Source organism: Arthrobacter sp. G.S.26, from assembly GCF_050847375.1.
In the GTDB taxonomy this organism is placed as follows: Bacteria; Actinomycetota; Actinomycetes; order Actinomycetales; family Micrococcaceae; genus Arthrobacter.
The window spans coordinates 149,601-165,853 of record NZ_CP193753.1 but is presented as its reverse complement, the minus strand read 5'-3'; the positions used below and the strand labels follow the sequence as shown (position 1 = coordinate 165,853).

Below are 16,253 nucleotides of genomic sequence, written 5' to 3'. Positions count from 1 at the left end.
ACAGAAGTCCGCTTCCGAAGGAGCCAGCGACATCGTACATCACCTGGAAAATGATGCCCCAAAACCCATCCTGCCCTCGTATTAACTAGGCGCTTTTCAAATCCTGTACAGATTTGCCAACTTGCTCTGCTGAAGTCTCGGCATCCACATCAGAGGAAACACCCTGCAATAGAACCTTTGGCAAATACTCCTCGTGCTTTTTGCGTAGATAGTCGATTCCCGCATCGTGTTCGGGTACAAAATTCAAGGCATTTCGGAGGAACTTATGTCGATGGTTCGCACTGCCAAGAACTTCAGCCCAAGTCTTAACCCAGATCGTAAACTTTGCATTCTTAGTGACGACCCCGAAAGGGAGATTTGTCTGTTCGCGCTGCAGGTCGACGCCCTCGTTGGTACTGTTGCCAACCAGCCAAAAGTGCCAATTTATGTTCGGTTGAGCAAATCTTTCGTCGCCGACCATTGCCGTGGCATAAGAGCGCAGCTGATCTACATCGTCTGACTTGAGTTTATGGGAAGGGCGTTTGAGTTCCACGATCAACATCTCATGCATGTCTTGGTCGGTCTCCAAGCTTCGAGCTAGCACCAGATCAGGGATGCCATCCCGGCCATCCTCACGTTTGATGGGCTCACCGGCGCCCAGTTCGACGTCTTCGCCAAGATAGCTGAGATGTTTTCTTGCGACGTCCACCAGCCGCTCATCGTCACCGGTCTTGGCCCATTCCTCGCCGAAGATCCAGGTCTCGACCGCAAGAATTCGATGGAGTTGCGTTCGTTCGAGCGTCGTCTTCCGAGGCTCCTTATCGAAAAGAAGACTGTCGAGCCCTTTGAGGAAGTCAAGGCGATCCGCTATCTGCTTCGACGACGAGATCATGCTCGCTAAAGGAGTCCTTTCCAGCAACAACTGAAGCTCTTGCACCCTGTCGTCCGGAAGATTCAACACTTCCTCAAGAACTCTGTGTAGTGAACCAGGACTCGCCTCTAGTGCCTCTTTGATCAGGCGAAGACTGAGCTTCTTTGCCTTAACTGATTTGGTTTCGTTTACGACACGGGCCGCCGTCAGGGCAACGATATTGAAAGCTTGCCTTTCGGCTTTCTCCACCTCATTAGCAGGATCGCCCTTGTATGGGTAAACCTCATCATTTTGCCAATCAGAAACTATGCGGCGCTCCTGTTCAAGGGTTCGCCTCGCTAGGTGTTTCTTTAAACCAACCTTGGCCGCCGCTATTATAGTTGCCGCGTCTGATTCTCCAGCTTCATCGATCAACGCATCTTGTAGGTTCTCGCGGAATCCATCCCACTTAATGTATGCAGTGAACTCGGCACCAGGTGCGTGAAAGCGCGCGGGAATATCTGCTATGACGGATCCGTCAGCGTCGCATAGGAATATTTGGCGAGGAACATTTTTCAAATCCCATTCGATGCATGTGACGCTCGCGGCTCCGGCAAGTTTTTCAGGCAGCTTCAGCTCAATATCTGAGCAGTCAAGTTGCGCATCTTCCGGAGTGAGCTTTGCGCCTTTCCATGACAAGTGGATCGAAGGATAAGTCTGAAGGTGCATGGCGAAGGTGATGAGAAGCTTGTTTCTCATCTCCTCGTCTTTGAGGAGATCGCGCTCAGCCTCCTTTGTTAAGTTGAATATCTCGACCTTCGTCCCCGTCTCGTCCGTACTTGCGACGGCATCATCGATGTCGAAGTGACGAAGATCAGAAGAGCGACCCGTGATGACTGTTCTCTCCCGCTGCCCTGTGACCCCGTCTGCGACGGAAGACCAAACGACATGCTCTCCCAAGCCGAATGCCGCGTACCTGCCACGGCCCTGCTCCCCGTGAACGGAACGCTTGTGCTTCTCAGTCCTTGCTCCAGGCCGCCGTTTCCACGACTCACCTACGTGTTTGAAGGCGCTGATCGCTCCGTCAGCAGACATCCCAAGTCCGTCGTCTTCAACGATCACTCCCGAGAACCCGCCGATTTCAGTTTCCACAAGATGCACCCGGACCGTGTCGGCGTCAGCATCGAGGGCGTTCCAAATCAGCTCCGTCAGCCCTTTCACCGGTTTACCGACGAAATTCTCGAGGAGGTGTTCCCCAGCAACGACCTCAAATTTTCCCATTTTTGTATTCTGTCATCTATCCCATCAGAGAGCGGACAGTCCATCTATGTGTCAGCCAGTGTCTAATTCGGGCATCGATGGGCGGCTTCTCGGCCATCGACCTCCGCAACCGGAAGCACATGTAGTCGGTCCATTTATAAGTGAATCAACCGCCTGGCCCGCACGGACCGCCGCCCATCAGCATTCAGCTGAGACTTTGACGGGTACTAAAGATCATGTGGACAGGGCCGCAGATACTTCGGGGCAGCGCCCGTTAGCCGGTCCTCCACCGGCCGCCGGCGAGTTCGCTTCAGCGCGTGCCCGAATTCATAGATTCCGGGATCTTTGGATTCCCATATGACCTGCCCGACAAAATGCCCGCAGGGGTGCCTGAACTGCTACACACGTGTCAGCGGTTCGGGGGAGTGCCTGGGCTTTTGGAGTGACTCCTCGCTGCGCCTTATCGACCAGTGCCCTCGCGGTTTGTAAGTGCCTGTTGGTGGCGGTACAAGGTGGCGCGGCTCCAGCCGACTAATCGTGCGGCCTCTTCGGCAGTGCGTCCCCGAAGCCGTGCTTCGGTGGCGATCGCGAGTTTGTCTGCGATGACGGCAGGGTCTGAGAGCGGCCGGCCGAACCTGGTGCCGTTCTGTCGGGCGGCAGCGATGCCGGCGTTGACCCGTTCAACGATCAGCTCGCGTTCGTACTCGGCAAGAGTCGCCAGCATATTGAGCATCAACCGGCCCGTTGAAGTAGCCGGATCGATTCCATCGGAAATGGACCGGACGTGGATCCCACGTTCCCGCAGCAGGTTCACCGTGTTGAGGACATCAATCAGCGACCGGCCCAACCGGTCCACCCGCCACACCACGACGGTATCGCCTTCCTCAGCGTAGGTAAGGAGTTTCTTCATCCCTGGCCGATCGCCGGCGGCCTTACTTCCGGACGTGACATCGGCGAAGACGTCGCGCTTCTGGACTCCTGCAGCGACCAATGCATCGAGCTGCAGCTGAGCGTCCTGACTCGAAGTGCTCACGCGCGTATACCCAAGATGCCTCATCGGGTCATTATGCCTCAGAAAGTCTGTGAAACCGTTCTGTTGAGACGGTTTTCATCGAGACGACTTTCCAAGACGAAATGATGCCTGAAATTGCGCGACTGCCCCCAGATAATTCCGACGCCAGGTCGGTGTCTCAAAAAACTGTACTTTTCCGGGCAAGCGAGAAGATCGATTTTGTTTGACGCTGCGTCCACGTCTGCATCGAAAAGCCGTGCAGGGCAAGCGCAGCGCGAATGGCATTTAGGCTGAACATCATTCGCTCACTGCTCTACTTGCGCCAGAGCTGACCGTTCCGCCGCAATCGTGGTTTCGTCGCCGTGCCGGAGCGCACCACGGTTTCAGCCGGCAACGTCAGCAGCCGTTCGCGAATGGAGGTCAGGATGGTGGGGTAGTGGCTGTAGGAACGTCCGGTGGCGGCGGTCCGCCGGTGAACAGCGCATCGCCTGTGAACACGGTCCCTTCGGTTTCCAGGTAGAAGCATGGAGCCAGGGGAGTGCCCGGGGGTGTGGACCGCCTGTGGCGTCGCCCCGGCTGCTCCAGCTCATCCACGGCTGGCGTCGCTCGGGTTCAATCAGTGGGCGCGGGGCGCTGCTGCCATCGCCATTCAGCGGTCCCTGTCCGGCCGAGCGCATTCCGGGCCCCAATCCCGGCGCCGGCCCTGCGTCAGGAGGGTGGCGGTTGTGTGGCTCAGATATGAGGTTGTGGCCGGATGGCCGCGCCCAGGTAGTCGATGGCAAGTTTGTATCCGTAAATGCCTGCACCGGCGATGACGACGGTGCACGCGGAGGGCGGAGGGGAGGTGCGGAGTTCCTTTAGTTGGTCGTAATTATTGCTGAGATGGACCTGGACAGTGGGGATGGGCGCAGAAGCCAGCGCGGAGCGCAGTTCGGTGGAGACGAAGCTTGGGCTGCGGGTTTCGAGAATCATTCCAACGGCGGACGCAGGGACCGAGCGTACGGTTTCCAACATGTCGGCTGGATTGCAGGACAGCAGGCACGCGCTGAAACCGTGTTCCGACGCCGCGGACTGGACAAGTTGCTCCATCTCCAACATTGCGGGCTCCCAAGGCTTTTGGGGTTTGCCTGAGCCAATTAAAAGTTCATTGATGACAATGATCGTTCCCTGGCGTGGTGCCGGTCTATGAGCAGTCTGGTCTAAAGGCTCAATAACGCTGGCAGCATGGATGCCTCGTCTGCGTGCCAGCTCTGATGCAGCGGAAGAAGGAACGTAGCCGAGGATGGCCGCAGCAGCCACAATTCTCTGGCGGGTCAACTCCGATACGCGAGGGAGTCCGCGGAGTGCGCGGGAGACGGTCGCGGTGGACACCCCCGCAGCGCCCGCGACGTCCCGGATGCCCGCAGCATACAGAGGCTGAACAGAATGTGCTTCCGGTGCCCGGCCGTGTGCCTCCCCAAGCTGGTCACGGCAATCTCAGTCCCGGCCGTTTCCGGTGTCCTGGCCGGCATAGCCGGTAGGGTTGTTTTTCTGCCACTGCCAGTGGTCCTCGCACATCTGGTCCACGGTCTTGGTGGTGGACCAGCTCAGGTCGGCCAGGGCGGAAGTGGCGTCGGCCCAGAACGCGGGGAGGTCGCCCGTGCGGCGTCCGGTTACCTCGTAGGGGATGGGCTGGCCTACGGCCTTCTCGAAGGACCGCAGGACCTCCAGGATGGAGGACCCCTTCCCGGAGCCCAAGTTCCAGCGGTAGACGCCTGAGCGGTCAGCGACGTGGTTGAGGGCTGCCATGTGGCCTTCGGCGAGGTCCACGACGTGGATGTAGTCGCGCAGGCAAGTGCCGTCAGGGGTGTCGTAGTCTCCGCCGAACACCATGAGCTTGTCGCGGCGTCCCACAGCCACCTGGGCGATGAAGGGCACCAGGTTGTTGGGGATGCCCTGGGGATCCTCGCCGATGCGGCCTGAGGGGTGTGCGCCCACCGGGTTGAAGTAGCGCAGCAGGGCGATGTGCCAGCGGCTGTCAGCGGCGCCCAGGTCAGCGAGGATGTCCTCGATCTGTTCCTTGGTGCGGCCGTACGGGTTGTTGGCGCCGATCTCCATCTTTTCCACGTAGGGGGTGGGATTGTGCTCGCCGTAGACGGTGGCGGACGAGCTGAAGACGATGGAGCGGACGTCGTGGCGGTCCATCACCCGGATCAGGTTCAGCGTGCCTACGAGGTTGTTGTAGTAGTACTTGAGCGGTTCTCGGACCGACTCGCCCACGGCCTTGAGTCCGGCGAAGTGGATCACGGCGTCGATCGTGTGGGCGGCGAAGAGGCCTTCCAATGCGGCTTCGTCCACCAGGTCCACGTTGTGGAATTCCGCGGTCTTGCCGCTGAGTTCGGCAACCCGGCGCAGGGACTCCTCGTTGGAGTTCACCAGGTTATCGATCACCACCACATCGTGGCCGGCTTCCTGCAGGGACAAGACTGTGTGCGAACCGATGTACCCGGTGCCACCAGTGATCAGAATTTTCATGTCGTTTTCCAGTGTCTGAGGGCGGCCTGACCGACGTTCTCTACCAACTGGCGGGGAACGTCGGTCAGGCCACGTATTGGCTGGTTGGTTGTCTTTCTGTTGCTACAGGGCAGTGAACCTCAGGACCAACGCGTGCTCCGGGTTGAGGATAGGCATGGGTAGGCCCACTTCGGCGAGGAAGCGGCCACCGGCCACCGCCCCGTCCGCCAGCCAGGCAGGCGGCTGGACCTGGGTGAACGTGTGGGCGTAATCAGCGTCTCCGGGCGCCGGGAAGATGGCCTCCACCCGGTAAGTGCGGTCCGGTGCAAGGCCGGGGATGGTGATCCGGCCGGGCTGTTCCGCGAACGCGGTGCGGGTGCTGACCAGGGCGAACAGCGCCGCCGTCGTGCCCTGTGCGGCACCTTTGGGGGCCACCACGCCGTGCAGCATCAGGGAATCGTCGGGCACGTCCGCGCGGACCATGCGACCGGAGTGGATCAGGCTGCGGTGTTCCTTGTAGAGGGCGATGAAGCGTTTGAGTTCCTCGCGCTCGGGGCCCTGGACCTCGCGAACATCCCACTCCATGCCGAAGTGGCCGAACAGCGCCGTGATGGCGCGGAAGGACAGATCGTGAGTGCGGGCTGTGGTGTGCGAGGTGGTTGGGCCAACGTGACCGCCCACCAGTTCCGGCGGGACCACGAGTCCGGTCCAGCGCTGGATGGTCTGGCGTTCGAGGGCGTCGTTGCAGTCCGAGGCCCAGATGCGGTCGGTGCGTTCCAGGATGCCCAGGTCCACGCGGGCGCCGCCGGACGAGCAGCTTTCAATTTCGACGCCGGGGTGGGACTTTTTGAGTTCGTCGAAGAGGCGGTAGGCGACGAGGGTCTGTTCGTGAACCGAGGAGCGGCCGGCGTGGCCGTGCTCGAGCTGGTCCCGGTTCTGGTCCCACTTGAGGTAGCTGATGTTGTTCTCGCGCAGCAGGGTGTCGACGCGGTCGAAAATGTACTGCCATGCTTCCGGGTTCACGAGGTCGATCACGTGCTGGTTCCGCCATTCAAGGGGCAGGCGGCCGCCGTCCTTGTAGCTCTGGACGGACGGACCAACGATCCATTCGGGGTGCGCGCGGACAATGTCGGAGTCCAGGTTCACCATTTCGGGTTCCACCCAGAGCCCGAATTCCATTCCGCGGGAGGTTACGGCGTCGATCAGGGGCGTGAGGCCGTCGGGCCAGAGCGTTTCGTCGACGTACCAGTCGCCCAGGCCGGCTTGGTCGTCGCGGCGGCCGCGGAACCAGCCGTCATCGAGCACGAAACGCTCCACGCCCAGTTCGGCCGCGGAGTCAGCCAGCTCGATCAGGGTGGACAGGTTGTGGTCGAAGTAGACCGCTTCCCAGGTGTTGAGCACCACGGGGCGGGGCTTGCCCGGGTGGGTTGCCGTACCGGCTGCGGGGAGCACGTGGTGCGGGCGGGAGCGGAACCAGCTGTAGAACGCCTCGCTGATGCCGTCCAGGCCGTGGTCCGAGTATGCGGCGAAGAGCGCCGGGGTGGTGTAGCTGGCGCCGGGTGCGAGGATGACCTCGGCCGGGCCCAGGAGTTCGGAGCCGCCGATCATTGTGCGGCCATCGCCGATGCTGTCCGCGAACTGTTCGTGGTTCCCGCTCCAAGCCAGGTGGATGGCCCAGACCTTGCCGTGACGGTTGCCGAACCCGGCGGTGCCGGCGGCGAAGAGCAGCGAGGAGTCGTGTCCGGTGCGGCCGTGCCGGCCGGTGCGGACCCAGGTGCCCTGCTGGATGGGGCGGCGCTGCGGGTGGCGTTCCCGGCACCAGCGCCCGGTCAGGTCAAGGAGTTCGACGGCGTCGGGTGCCACCGGGAGGACGGTGGCCAGCTCGTCGAGCTGGTAGGGCGTGGCGCCGTCGTTGCTGAGGGTGTGACGCAGCTCCAGCAGCCCTCCCTCGTGCAGTGTCAGCGCGGACGACAGGGTCAGGCCGGAGTCGGAATCGGACTGGACGATGACGGCGGCGTTGCCCTCGGCGGTCGCTGTCACCGTGCGGAGGCGGGCCGAGAAGTCCAGGCCGGACACGCCATCGGCGACGCGGTGGCCGCGGAGGGCGGGACGGCCCCGCCAGCTGGAGGAGGCCTGCGGCAGGAGGCCTGCGGGCACGGTTGCGTCGGCGGACGACGGCGGAATGGCCGCCGTGAGGATAGCGAGGTCGGGCAGTGTACTGCCAAGGTCCGCGCCCCAGTGGATGACCTCGGCCTCCCCACTGTCGAAGCTGATCACCAGGCTAGTGCCGGCGGAACGGAGGTGGAGGGGATCCATTGATGTTGTCCTTCTGCGTGGGAGTAACGGAGTGGGGCTGCGCGCTGCGGGGGATTCGATGCCCGCGGCGCGCAGTAGGTATGGCGGGTCGTTATTGGCGAGGGCGTTGACTTGTTTGGTGGCTTGTGTGGGCGAGCTGGCGGGGTTCTTGCCGGAGGGTAGAGCGTTCCGGGGTCTACGCGAGAGTCGCAGCCAGATTCTTCGCACTCGCCGCAGCGATCTGGCACAACTTGCACGTCGAAACACTGCGGAAACGATCCATCATGGAACCACGGGGAAATAGGTGGAGCATCAGGTGCGGACGGTCACGGTGATGTCTGATTCGGCTGCGAATTCGTCGATGGCCGCGAGTTCCTCGCCGGTAAATGCAAGGTTGTTTATGGCGCATAGGGTGTCTTCCAGTTGCTTGACGCTGGATGCACCCACGAGGGCGGAGGTGACGGGTGCTCCCTTGGGCTGGTCGCGGAGGATCCAGGCGATGGCCATCTGCGCCAGGGATTGCCCGCGGCCGGCGGCGATCCGGTTGAGCCCGCGGACACGGTCCAGGGTGTCCTCTGTCAGGGCAGATTTGGACAGGAACCGCTGTTTGGCCGCCCGCGAATCGGCCGGGATGCCGACCAGGTAGCGGTCAGTCAGCATGCCCTGTGCCAGGGGGGAGAACGCGATGGAACCGGCGCCCACCTCTTCTAGCGCCTCGTAAAGGTTCGGCGTTCCGTTTTCGGTCCAGCGGTTGAGCATGGAGTAGCTGGGCTGGTGGATTAGCAGCGGGGTGCCGAGGTCCTTCAGGATCCGGGCCGCTTCGATGGTCTGCTCCGGAGTGTAGGACGAGATGCCCGCGTACAGGGCCTTGCCCGAGCGGACTGCGTGGTCCAGCGCGCCCATGGTCTCTTCGAACGGCGTGTCCGGGTCCGGACGGTGGCTGTAGTAGATGTCCACGTAGTCCAGGCCCATGCGCTGCAGGGACTGGTCCAGGCTGGAGAGCAGGGACTTGCGGGAGCCCCACTCCCCGTAGGGGCCCGGCCACATGTAGTAGCCGGCCTTGGTGGAGATGACCAGTTCGTCCCGGTACGGCTTGAAGTCATCGGCGAGGTGCCGCCCGAAGTTCGACTCGGCGGTACCGTCCGGGGGGCCGTAGTTGTTGGCCAGATCAAAGTGGGTGATGCCGAGGTCAAAGGCGCGGCGCAGGATGGCGCGCTGTTCATCGAAGCGCTTGTCGTCGCCGAAGTTGTGCCACAGGCCCAGGGAGACGGCCGGCAATTTCAGTCCACTGCGTCCGACGCGGCGGTAGGGCATGGATTCATAGCGGGTGTTCGCAGCCGAAAAGGTCATCGGTGCCTTTCTGCCTGCCGTTGGAAGAAGCGGGCGGAGCACGGGTGAGGGACGTTAGAGGGAAGGAGTAAACCGGCCGGAAAGGGCAAACCCAGGAGGTCGGCACGTACCTGAGGGGCGCAACAAGGCGCTGACTCCTTGGTGCAGCTAGTTCTGAATGCTTCGATCGAAGCCCAAGCTGCTGTGTTTCGGGGGTGTGCAGCTTCGCGGCATCCGACGCTGCACACCCCCTTTTTGTACGTTATTCAGTCTCGACGGTCAGGGCGGCCCGGTAGGTTGCCCAGTGCCGCGCTGTGGCGTGCAGGGACGCGGACGGGATGGGTTGTTCGCTGGGGTCGGGTACGTCGAGGCGGTCGGTGTAGTAGAGGCTGGGGACTCCGAGACCGGCTTGTGCCGAGGTCCAGCTCTGGTAGGCGGCTTGGCTGGGCAGGGCCCAGCCGTCGGTGTCGATCAGCAGTTCCGGGCAGGCGGATGTGGCGACGCGGGCCCGGTGGGTCATGGTGTCGACGACGCCGGTGCCGGGGGTGGTGTTGGGTGGTTCGTTGTGGCCGCCTGGCTGGTCGAGCATGAGCACGTCGTTGAGGCGGAGCATGTCGGTGACGTCGCGGAAGCCGGGGTCCGGGGTGTGGGTGATCACGAGGGCGTCGGGGTTGATCTCCTTGATGGCTTGGTAGAGGACTGCTAGCAGTTGGTGGAGCAGGTCGATGCCCCATGATGGCCCGGCGTGGGTGAGGGCGGAGCCTGAGGGGGTGGAGGCGGTGAAGTCTATTTTGATTCCGTCGGCACCGAGCTCGCCGATCATGGTCCGTGCTGCTTGCTGGATCAGTTTGCGCCCGGCGGGTGATTCGGGGTCGAGGGCGACGGGCTGACCGGTGTGGTCTCGGACGCAGGCTTCCGGTGGTGCGCCTTCTGTGTCCCAGGCTTTGTACCAGAGCAGGACCCGTTGGCCTTCGTCATGCCGTTTCCGGATCCATCCGGCCATGTCCGGCCATTTTTCGGTGTCGGGCTGGCAGGTGGCGTAGTTCTGCTGCCATTTGTCGTCGATGACGATGGTTCCGGGCACGATTCCGTGGCTGGCGAGCGTGTTGAGATAGCCGTCGTAGTCTGCCTGGCGTGCCCGTTCGGTTGCTGGACGCTGACCGCCGATGGAGGCCAGTGCGTCGGCGTTTTGGGCGCCCCAGCCGCAGAACATCGGCTCGAGCCATTCTGGTGAGGGCGGGGCGTGGGTGCGGGCCGGCAGCAGGCCCCGCGCGTCGAGCAGCTCGCGGTAGCGTTTGAGCCCGTCGTAGGGGTTATCGGCGAGGAACAGCAGGAGTGTGGGTGTGCTGAAGTGGCCCTCGACTGCGGTGTGCCCGTCGTAGTCGTAACGGAGGGTGAAGCCAGGGGTGAGGGCGTCGTAGGTGAGCTGGGTGAAGGGACGCCGCTTGGCTGCGACACCGATCATCAGGCAGGGCCCGCCCGACGCCGGGGACGCGTCGGGGTCGTCAGGGAAGAGAGCCAGGCACAGTGGTGGTGGGGTGAAGAGCCATCTTCCGACGCCGGGCTGACCACCGTCTCCCACTACGCCCAGGGCTGCGGATTCCCCTGCGGGGCGGAGGACCTGCCATGGCCGGTCCGGGTTGGGGGAGAAGACGGTGCTGTGCAGCAGGTCGCTGGGCAGCAGACCGGAGCCGGCCACGTGGGCCCCGAGCTGGCGGATGGATGTGATCCGGCCAGTGCCCTGGACCGTGGTCGTCAGTTCCAGTGTGTCGCCGTCGGCGCGCAGCTGGGTGTGGTGGTGCTGCCACACCGAGCTCGTCGCCGTGATTCCCACCTGGCTGAAGTTCCCGTCGGGGGCGTTGACGTCGACGTCTGTGACACGGATTTCGTCAGTGCCGGCGGTCGTATTGACGCTGGCAAGCAGGCGCAGGCGCGCCAGGGATGCGCCGTCGGGGGTGGCCAGGGTGAGGACCTGACGCGCGGGGTCGATCGAGATCTCCATCCCGGCGGCCAGGAAGGGACGTGTACTGCTCGGGTGCAGGTCCAGGGTCAAGGGGTTCTCCGTGGGTTGAGTAGTGGTTTCCGGTCGCTTTTCATCCGGGGGGATGAGTTTTTCCTGGTCATGGCTTCTAGCCGCCGTTGTTCCCATCGCGGTTTACCACTCCTGCCTTTCCTGGATTGTGCCGAACGGGACATCGGGGTGGAGTTGGAGCGTGAAGTCCCGGGGGGAGTGCCGGGCAACGAGGATCCCTTGGCCGCCGCGGAGGCGGGCCCGTTCAGCGAGGATGTCCACCGCTGTGTCCAGTTGTTCCTCAAGATGGCGGCGTTTCTGGACACGAACGTGGAGGAGGGCCTCATTTGATGAATCGGTATACATGATGTCCTGTAGTGGCGGATCGTTGTCGCCCGGTGGGGAGGGCGGGACCGAAATGGTCCGCCCCTTCCACCGGCCTCGGATGGTCATTTGAAGAGGGCGTTAACTTGTTCGTTTGCCTGGGTGAGCGAGCTGACGGGGTTTTGCCTGCTACGACGGCGCGCATGGCAAGTTTCAGGATGTTGGTGAACACGCGGGAGATTCGTTCGTGACCGGCGTTGGCATTGGTCATCGATTGTTGGTCACGCGGAGGTCGGTGCCGTCCGCCGGGACTGTCAGCCTTTAACGGCTCCGGCCAACATGGCGCGGACGAAGTACCTCTGAAAGATGATGAAGACGAGGATGGTGGGCGCCATGATCAGCAGGGCCCCAGCATTTAGCAAAACGATGTCGGTGCTGTGTGCGCCGACGAACGCTTGGAGAGCCCCGGCCATGGTGCGCTTTTCGGGGTCGTCAATTAGGACGATTGCTAGCAGAAACTGGTTCCAGGTGCCCAGGAAGGACAGGATCCCCAGGCTCGCTAGCGCGGGGCCGGCCAGCGGCAGCTGCACGTGCAAAAACGCGCGCCACGGGCCTGCTCCATCCAGTTCGGATGCTTCGCCAAGTTCGATCGGAACGGACTGGAAGTGTGCGCGCATCCAGTACACCGCGAACGGCATGTTGAGCCCGATGAGGGCGAGGATCAACCCCAGCTGGGTGTTTATCAGACCGAGCGATTGCATCTGGTAGTACAGCGGCACAACGACGACTTCGAACGGCAGGGTGAGCCCAAACAGCAGCAGGACGAAGAATACTCCGCCGAATCGGATCTTCAGTTGTCCGAGGGCGTAGCCGGCCAACGCGGCTAAGAGCAGGGTGGGGGGCACCACGCCGAGTACGAGGATAACGCTGGAGCGCAGCAGCACGGTGAGGTTGGCAACGTTCCACGCGTCGACGAAGTTGTGCCATTGCGGGTCGGCAGGGATCGCCAGCCCCGACGGGGCTGTGCCTTGTGGTTGCAGCGCGGCTGACAGCATCGACAGCAGCGGGAACACCGACAACAGCGCGACAGCGGTAAGCAGAAGGGCGCGTGGCGCGGTGTCTTTGAAAACAGAAACTGACATGTCACTTCTCCCGGAACAGCCACTGAAGGGGAACAATCACGACGAGTACCAACAAGCTCAGCACGATCGCGAGTGCAGAAGCTTGGCCGATCTGGAACTGGGTAAACGCCAATTGGTAGACCTGCACGCCGGGCACCATCGTGCTGTACCCAGGGCCACCCTGGGTGGTCATGAAGACGACATCGAAGCTGGCCAAAGCGGTAATAACCGTGATCGTCACGCAGACCCCGATCTCACGGCGCAGACCCGGAAGCGTGACCGCGAAGAACTGCTGAATCCGGTTGGCACCATCGAGCACCGACGCCTCGTAGAGGGCGTTGTCGATTTTGCCGATGCCAGAGAGGAGCAACAGGGTGCATAGCCCGGTCGCAAGCCAGGTGCCGATGATTCCCACCGCTGGCAGCGCCCAGGTAAAATCCCCCAGCCATGCCGTCTGCAGTGAACCTAGCCCCACCGCACCGAGCAGCTGGTTAACCGCCCCGTTCGGAGCGTACATCCACGTCCAGGCGATGGCCGCGGCAGCGCCTGGAATGATCTGGGGCAGGAACATAAGGGTACGCGCTACACCGCCCAGCACTCGGGAGCGAATTTCTCGGACGATAGATGCAACGACGAGCGCGAGACTGACCGGCAGAACGGTGAAGAAAATGATCAGGATGAAAGAGTGCTCAATCGATGCGAATAGCTGCGGTTCGGTGAACACACGGACGTAGTTCGCGAGCCCGACCGCTGTGGCCGGCCCGATCCCGTCCCAGTCGTAGAACGAGTACTGCACCGCCGTCAGAACCGGGTAGAGACAGAAAGTGGCGTACACGGCAAGTGCGGGTAGGGCGAACAGCCAACCCGACCATCCACCGCGCCGGCTTTTGGGGGACCTGAGTCTCCGTGGGGAGCGCGCAGCTGCGCCCTCCCCACGGAGCCTTGAGGCCGTTGTGATGCGGAGCGTCATTTGCCGATTTCGGACTTGTACGTCGCCTGAACGTTACGCACGAACTCTTCGGGGCCGATTTGACCGCCGTACAGACGCTGGCTCTCCGGATTCCACGCCTGGTTCGCGATCGCGGCCGTCGCGTTCTGCACGAACGGCACCTGCCCGCCAGCCGCAGATACTGCCGTGAACGCCGTGACGACATCAGACATCACGGAATCCTTGGGAACCGTCGGGACTGCCTGGCTTGCCAGACCCGACGGCATGAACCCGTTGTCGAGTGCGATCTGACGGGCCTTGTCACTGGAGAGGAAGTCCAGGAACGCCGCCGCGGCGTCTTTGTTCTTCGACTTCGCCGGGATACCGAACGCAGTTGCTGCGTCAGACATCGCGGCCAGTTGGCCCCCCGCCTGCGCTGGAGGCATCGGGATGAATCCGACTTTGCCGGGCATGGTCTTGTCGAGGTTGACCGCCGCCCAGTTGCCCCAGGCGTAGAAAACGCCCTTGCCGGCGGCGAACATGGAGTCCGCCGCGGTGGCGTCCAGACCGTTCACACCCTCCGGGAAGTAGCCAGCCTTACCCCACTGCACGATCTGGTCGGCTGCAGCGGTCGCTTCAGGTGTGTCGATAGTCGCCCCGGGCGCGTTGAAGACCCATTTTGACACGCCCGCGACACCCATCCCCGAGTTGAGCAGCAACTGAAACGGGAACACTCCCGCGCCCTCCTTGTTGCCCACGACAAGCCCATACAGGCCCGCTTTCTTCGCGGACTCGAAGTGGCCGGTCAGCTCCGCGACGGACCGCGGGGGCGTGTCCATCCCGATCTGCTGCGCCAACTGCTTATTGTAGTAAAGGCCGGTCATGGTGAACCCGGACGGTTTCGCGTAGAGCGGGCCGGACCCGGCGACGCCTTCCGCGGCACGGAACTGCGCCAGTTGTGTCGCAGGCATTTTGCTCCAGCCGTACAGGTCCTGGTACGGGGTGAGGTCGGTCAACAGGCCCGCTTTGGAGTTCGCTGTCACCGAAACCACACGCGTAAGGTCCGGTGGCGTATCCGAGGCGAGCCGGCGCGGCTGGTTCTGGCTGGTCACATTGTCCGGGTCGTAGGTCGCCTCGATGGTGACGTTCGGGTGCTCTTTCTGGAACGCCGCGATCAACGCGTCGTCCAACGGCTTGAGACCTTGACCGTCGTACAACGTCAAGCTCACCTGGGCATCACCCAGGGTGTGGGCCGTCACAGGTGTCGCATCTGTGTTGTTCGGCGCCGAACCACCCGGCGCGCAGCCACTTGCGACGCACGCCAAAGCGACGGCCATTGCGACCATAGCGCCGCCACGGGCGCGTCGTGAGAAACGAAATGAATTACTGTACATGCCACTGCTCCACGGTGAGAAGGGATATCGGGGCTGAAAAGGACTAGCGCAACGTGGACAATCTTGTCTTCGGAAGCGCTTCCGAAAATAGGTTATCCACACTATGGTCATCGCGTCAATAGGACCAGGAGACGTCCCATTCGGCTCCACGCGGCGTCGGTCGAATGTTTGGAATCGTTTCCTATCGGATAAGCTGATTCTGTGCTGCAGGAATCGAGTTCGGTAACGCTGGCCGATATCGCGCGCCTCGCGGGTGTTGGCATGGCTACCGCTTCCCGGGCATTGAGCAACTCCTACGGCGTCTCTGCTCGCACACGGCAACGAGTCCTGGCGATCGCGGAACAGCACCACTTCGTCGTCTCTCCCCAGGCCTCGGGATTGGCAAAAGGGAGTACTGGTCGTGTTGGTGTCTTGGTGCCGCATCTGTCGCGGTGGCATTTCGGAGCTGTTGTAGAGGGCGTCGAAACGCTGTTGCAAGAGGCAGAACTGGACCTCCTGCTGTATCGAGTGGGCGATGCGGCGGACCGTAGACGGTTTTTCCGTGCGCTTCCCCCGCGACGCAAGGTCGATGCGCTCATCATTATCGGGTTCCCCGTGACCGAAGACGAGCAGCGCCAACTAGAACTTATGGGGGTGCACATCGTCACAGCCGCCCTGCAGGAGGGCGTCAGCCCCCTCGTGAACATTGACGATTATGTGGCAGCCCGCCGCGCGGTCGACCATCTGATCACCCTCGGCCATCGGCGAATCGCGATGATCGAGGCGACCGACCCGGATCTTCCTCACCTGAGCCGACGTCGCTCGACCGCCTACTACGACGCACTCACGGACGCTGGCCTGCCCATCGTTCCCGAACTCGTCGCGGTCGCTGACTGGGGCGGCGAAGAGGGCGCGACCTGCATGGGAACACTCCTGGGTCTGCACCAAACGCCCACCGCCATTTATGCGCACTCCGACGAGGTTGCCCTGGGCGCAATGAGAACCATACGGCGGGCAGGTCTGCGCGTTCCCCAAGACATCTCGGTCATCGGCATTGACGACCACCCACTCGCATCGCTTACCGACCTCACCACCGTTCGGCAAGACCCGTTCGAGCTTGGCCGCACGACAGCCCAGGCCGTGCTCGCGCTGTTGCGCGGCGAAGCGGTCGCCCCCACGACCACCCTCCCAACGTCACTTGTCATCCGCGGCACCACTGCACCCCCGAGGCCAGACCTGTCCTCGCGGACTCCTTGAGCTCGGTTGTCGTCGGCACAC

The 16,253-nt window shown here is 62.5% G+C and carries 12 protein-coding genes and 1 pseudogene; 1 reads left to right on the top strand and 12 read right to left on the bottom strand.

The genetic code is table 11. The features are described 5' to 3' along the window. Nucleotides 1-85 precede the first annotated feature (85 nt). From ACRB8A_RS19860 to ACRB8A_RS19805, 12 genes and pseudogenes are all read right to left on the bottom strand, one after another. Nucleotides 86-2,110: an ATP-binding protein gene (locus ACRB8A_RS19860; protein WP_432246139.1), complete on the bottom strand. Its 2,025-nt coding sequence runs from the start codon at nt 2,108-2,110 to the stop codon at nt 86-88. 439 nt (nt 2,111-2,549) lie between these two features. Then, entirely contained in the window at nt 2,550-3,146 is a 597-nt protein-coding gene (locus ACRB8A_RS19855; RefSeq protein WP_432246138.1) for a recombinase family protein, read from the bottom strand. A gap of 260 nt (nt 3,147-3,406) precedes the next feature. Continuing rightward, nucleotides 3,407-3,678 (bottom strand): annotated as a pseudogene (locus tag ACRB8A_RS19850) (MBL fold metallo-hydrolase); the annotation flags it as partial. A 155-nt stretch (nt 3,679-3,833) separates the two neighbouring features. Beyond that, entirely contained in the window at nt 3,834-4,499 is a 666-nt protein-coding gene (locus ACRB8A_RS19845) for a LacI family DNA-binding transcriptional regulator (protein WP_432246219.1), read from the bottom strand. 78 nt (nt 4,500-4,577) lie between these two features. Next, nucleotides 4,578-5,615: a UDP-glucose 4-epimerase GalE gene (gene galE / locus ACRB8A_RS19840; RefSeq protein ID WP_432246137.1), complete on the bottom strand. Its 1,038-nt coding sequence runs from the start codon at nt 5,613-5,615 to the stop codon at nt 4,578-4,580. Nucleotides 5,616-5,717: 102 nt separating this feature from the next. Beyond that, complete coding sequence (locus ACRB8A_RS19835) at nt 5,718-7,910, bottom strand: alpha-galactosidase (protein WP_432246136.1); 2,193 nt, start codon at nt 7,908-7,910, stop codon at nt 5,718-5,720. A 291-nt stretch (nt 7,911-8,201) separates the two neighbouring features. Beyond that, entirely contained in the window at nt 8,202-9,239 is a 1,038-nt protein-coding gene (mgrA, locus tag ACRB8A_RS19830) for an L-glyceraldehyde 3-phosphate reductase (RefSeq protein WP_432246135.1), read from the bottom strand. 241 nt (nt 9,240-9,480) lie between these two features. Further along, nucleotides 9,481-11,271 (bottom strand): hypothetical protein, encoded by a 1,791-nt coding sequence (locus ACRB8A_RS19825; RefSeq protein WP_432246134.1) that lies wholly within the window; start codon nt 11,269-11,271, stop codon nt 9,481-9,483. Between the two features lie 102 nt (nt 11,272-11,373). Beyond that, nucleotides 11,374-11,595, bottom strand: coding sequence for a hypothetical protein (locus ACRB8A_RS19820; RefSeq protein WP_432246133.1), 222 nt, complete (start codon nt 11,593-11,595; stop codon nt 11,374-11,376). Nucleotides 11,596-11,867: 272 nt separating this feature from the next. Continuing rightward, complete coding sequence (locus tag ACRB8A_RS19815) at nt 11,868-12,695, bottom strand: carbohydrate ABC transporter permease (protein ID WP_432246132.1); 828 nt, start codon at nt 12,693-12,695, stop codon at nt 11,868-11,870. 1 nt (nt 12,696) lies between these two features. Then, on the bottom strand, nt 12,697-13,644 hold the full coding sequence (locus tag ACRB8A_RS19810; protein WP_432246131.1) for a carbohydrate ABC transporter permease: 948 nt from the start codon (nt 13,642-13,644) through the stop codon (nt 12,697-12,699). After that, nucleotides 13,641-14,948 carry an ABC transporter substrate-binding protein gene (locus ACRB8A_RS19805; protein WP_432246130.1) on the bottom strand — a complete coding sequence of 436 codons (1,308 nt, stop codon included), beginning with the start codon at nt 14,946-14,948 and terminating at the stop codon, nt 13,641-13,643. The genes ACRB8A_RS19810 and ACRB8A_RS19805 overlap by 4 nt, the downstream gene beginning before the upstream one ends. Nucleotides 14,949-15,197: 249 nt before the next feature. Between ACRB8A_RS19805 and ACRB8A_RS19800 the strand changes: the two genes are divergently transcribed. Continuing rightward, nucleotides 15,198-16,232 carry a LacI family DNA-binding transcriptional regulator gene (locus tag ACRB8A_RS19800; protein ID WP_432246129.1) on the top strand — a complete coding sequence of 345 codons (1,035 nt, stop codon included), beginning with the start codon at nt 15,198-15,200 and terminating at the stop codon, nt 16,230-16,232. The last annotated feature ends 21 nt before the right edge of the window (nt 16,233-16,253 follow it).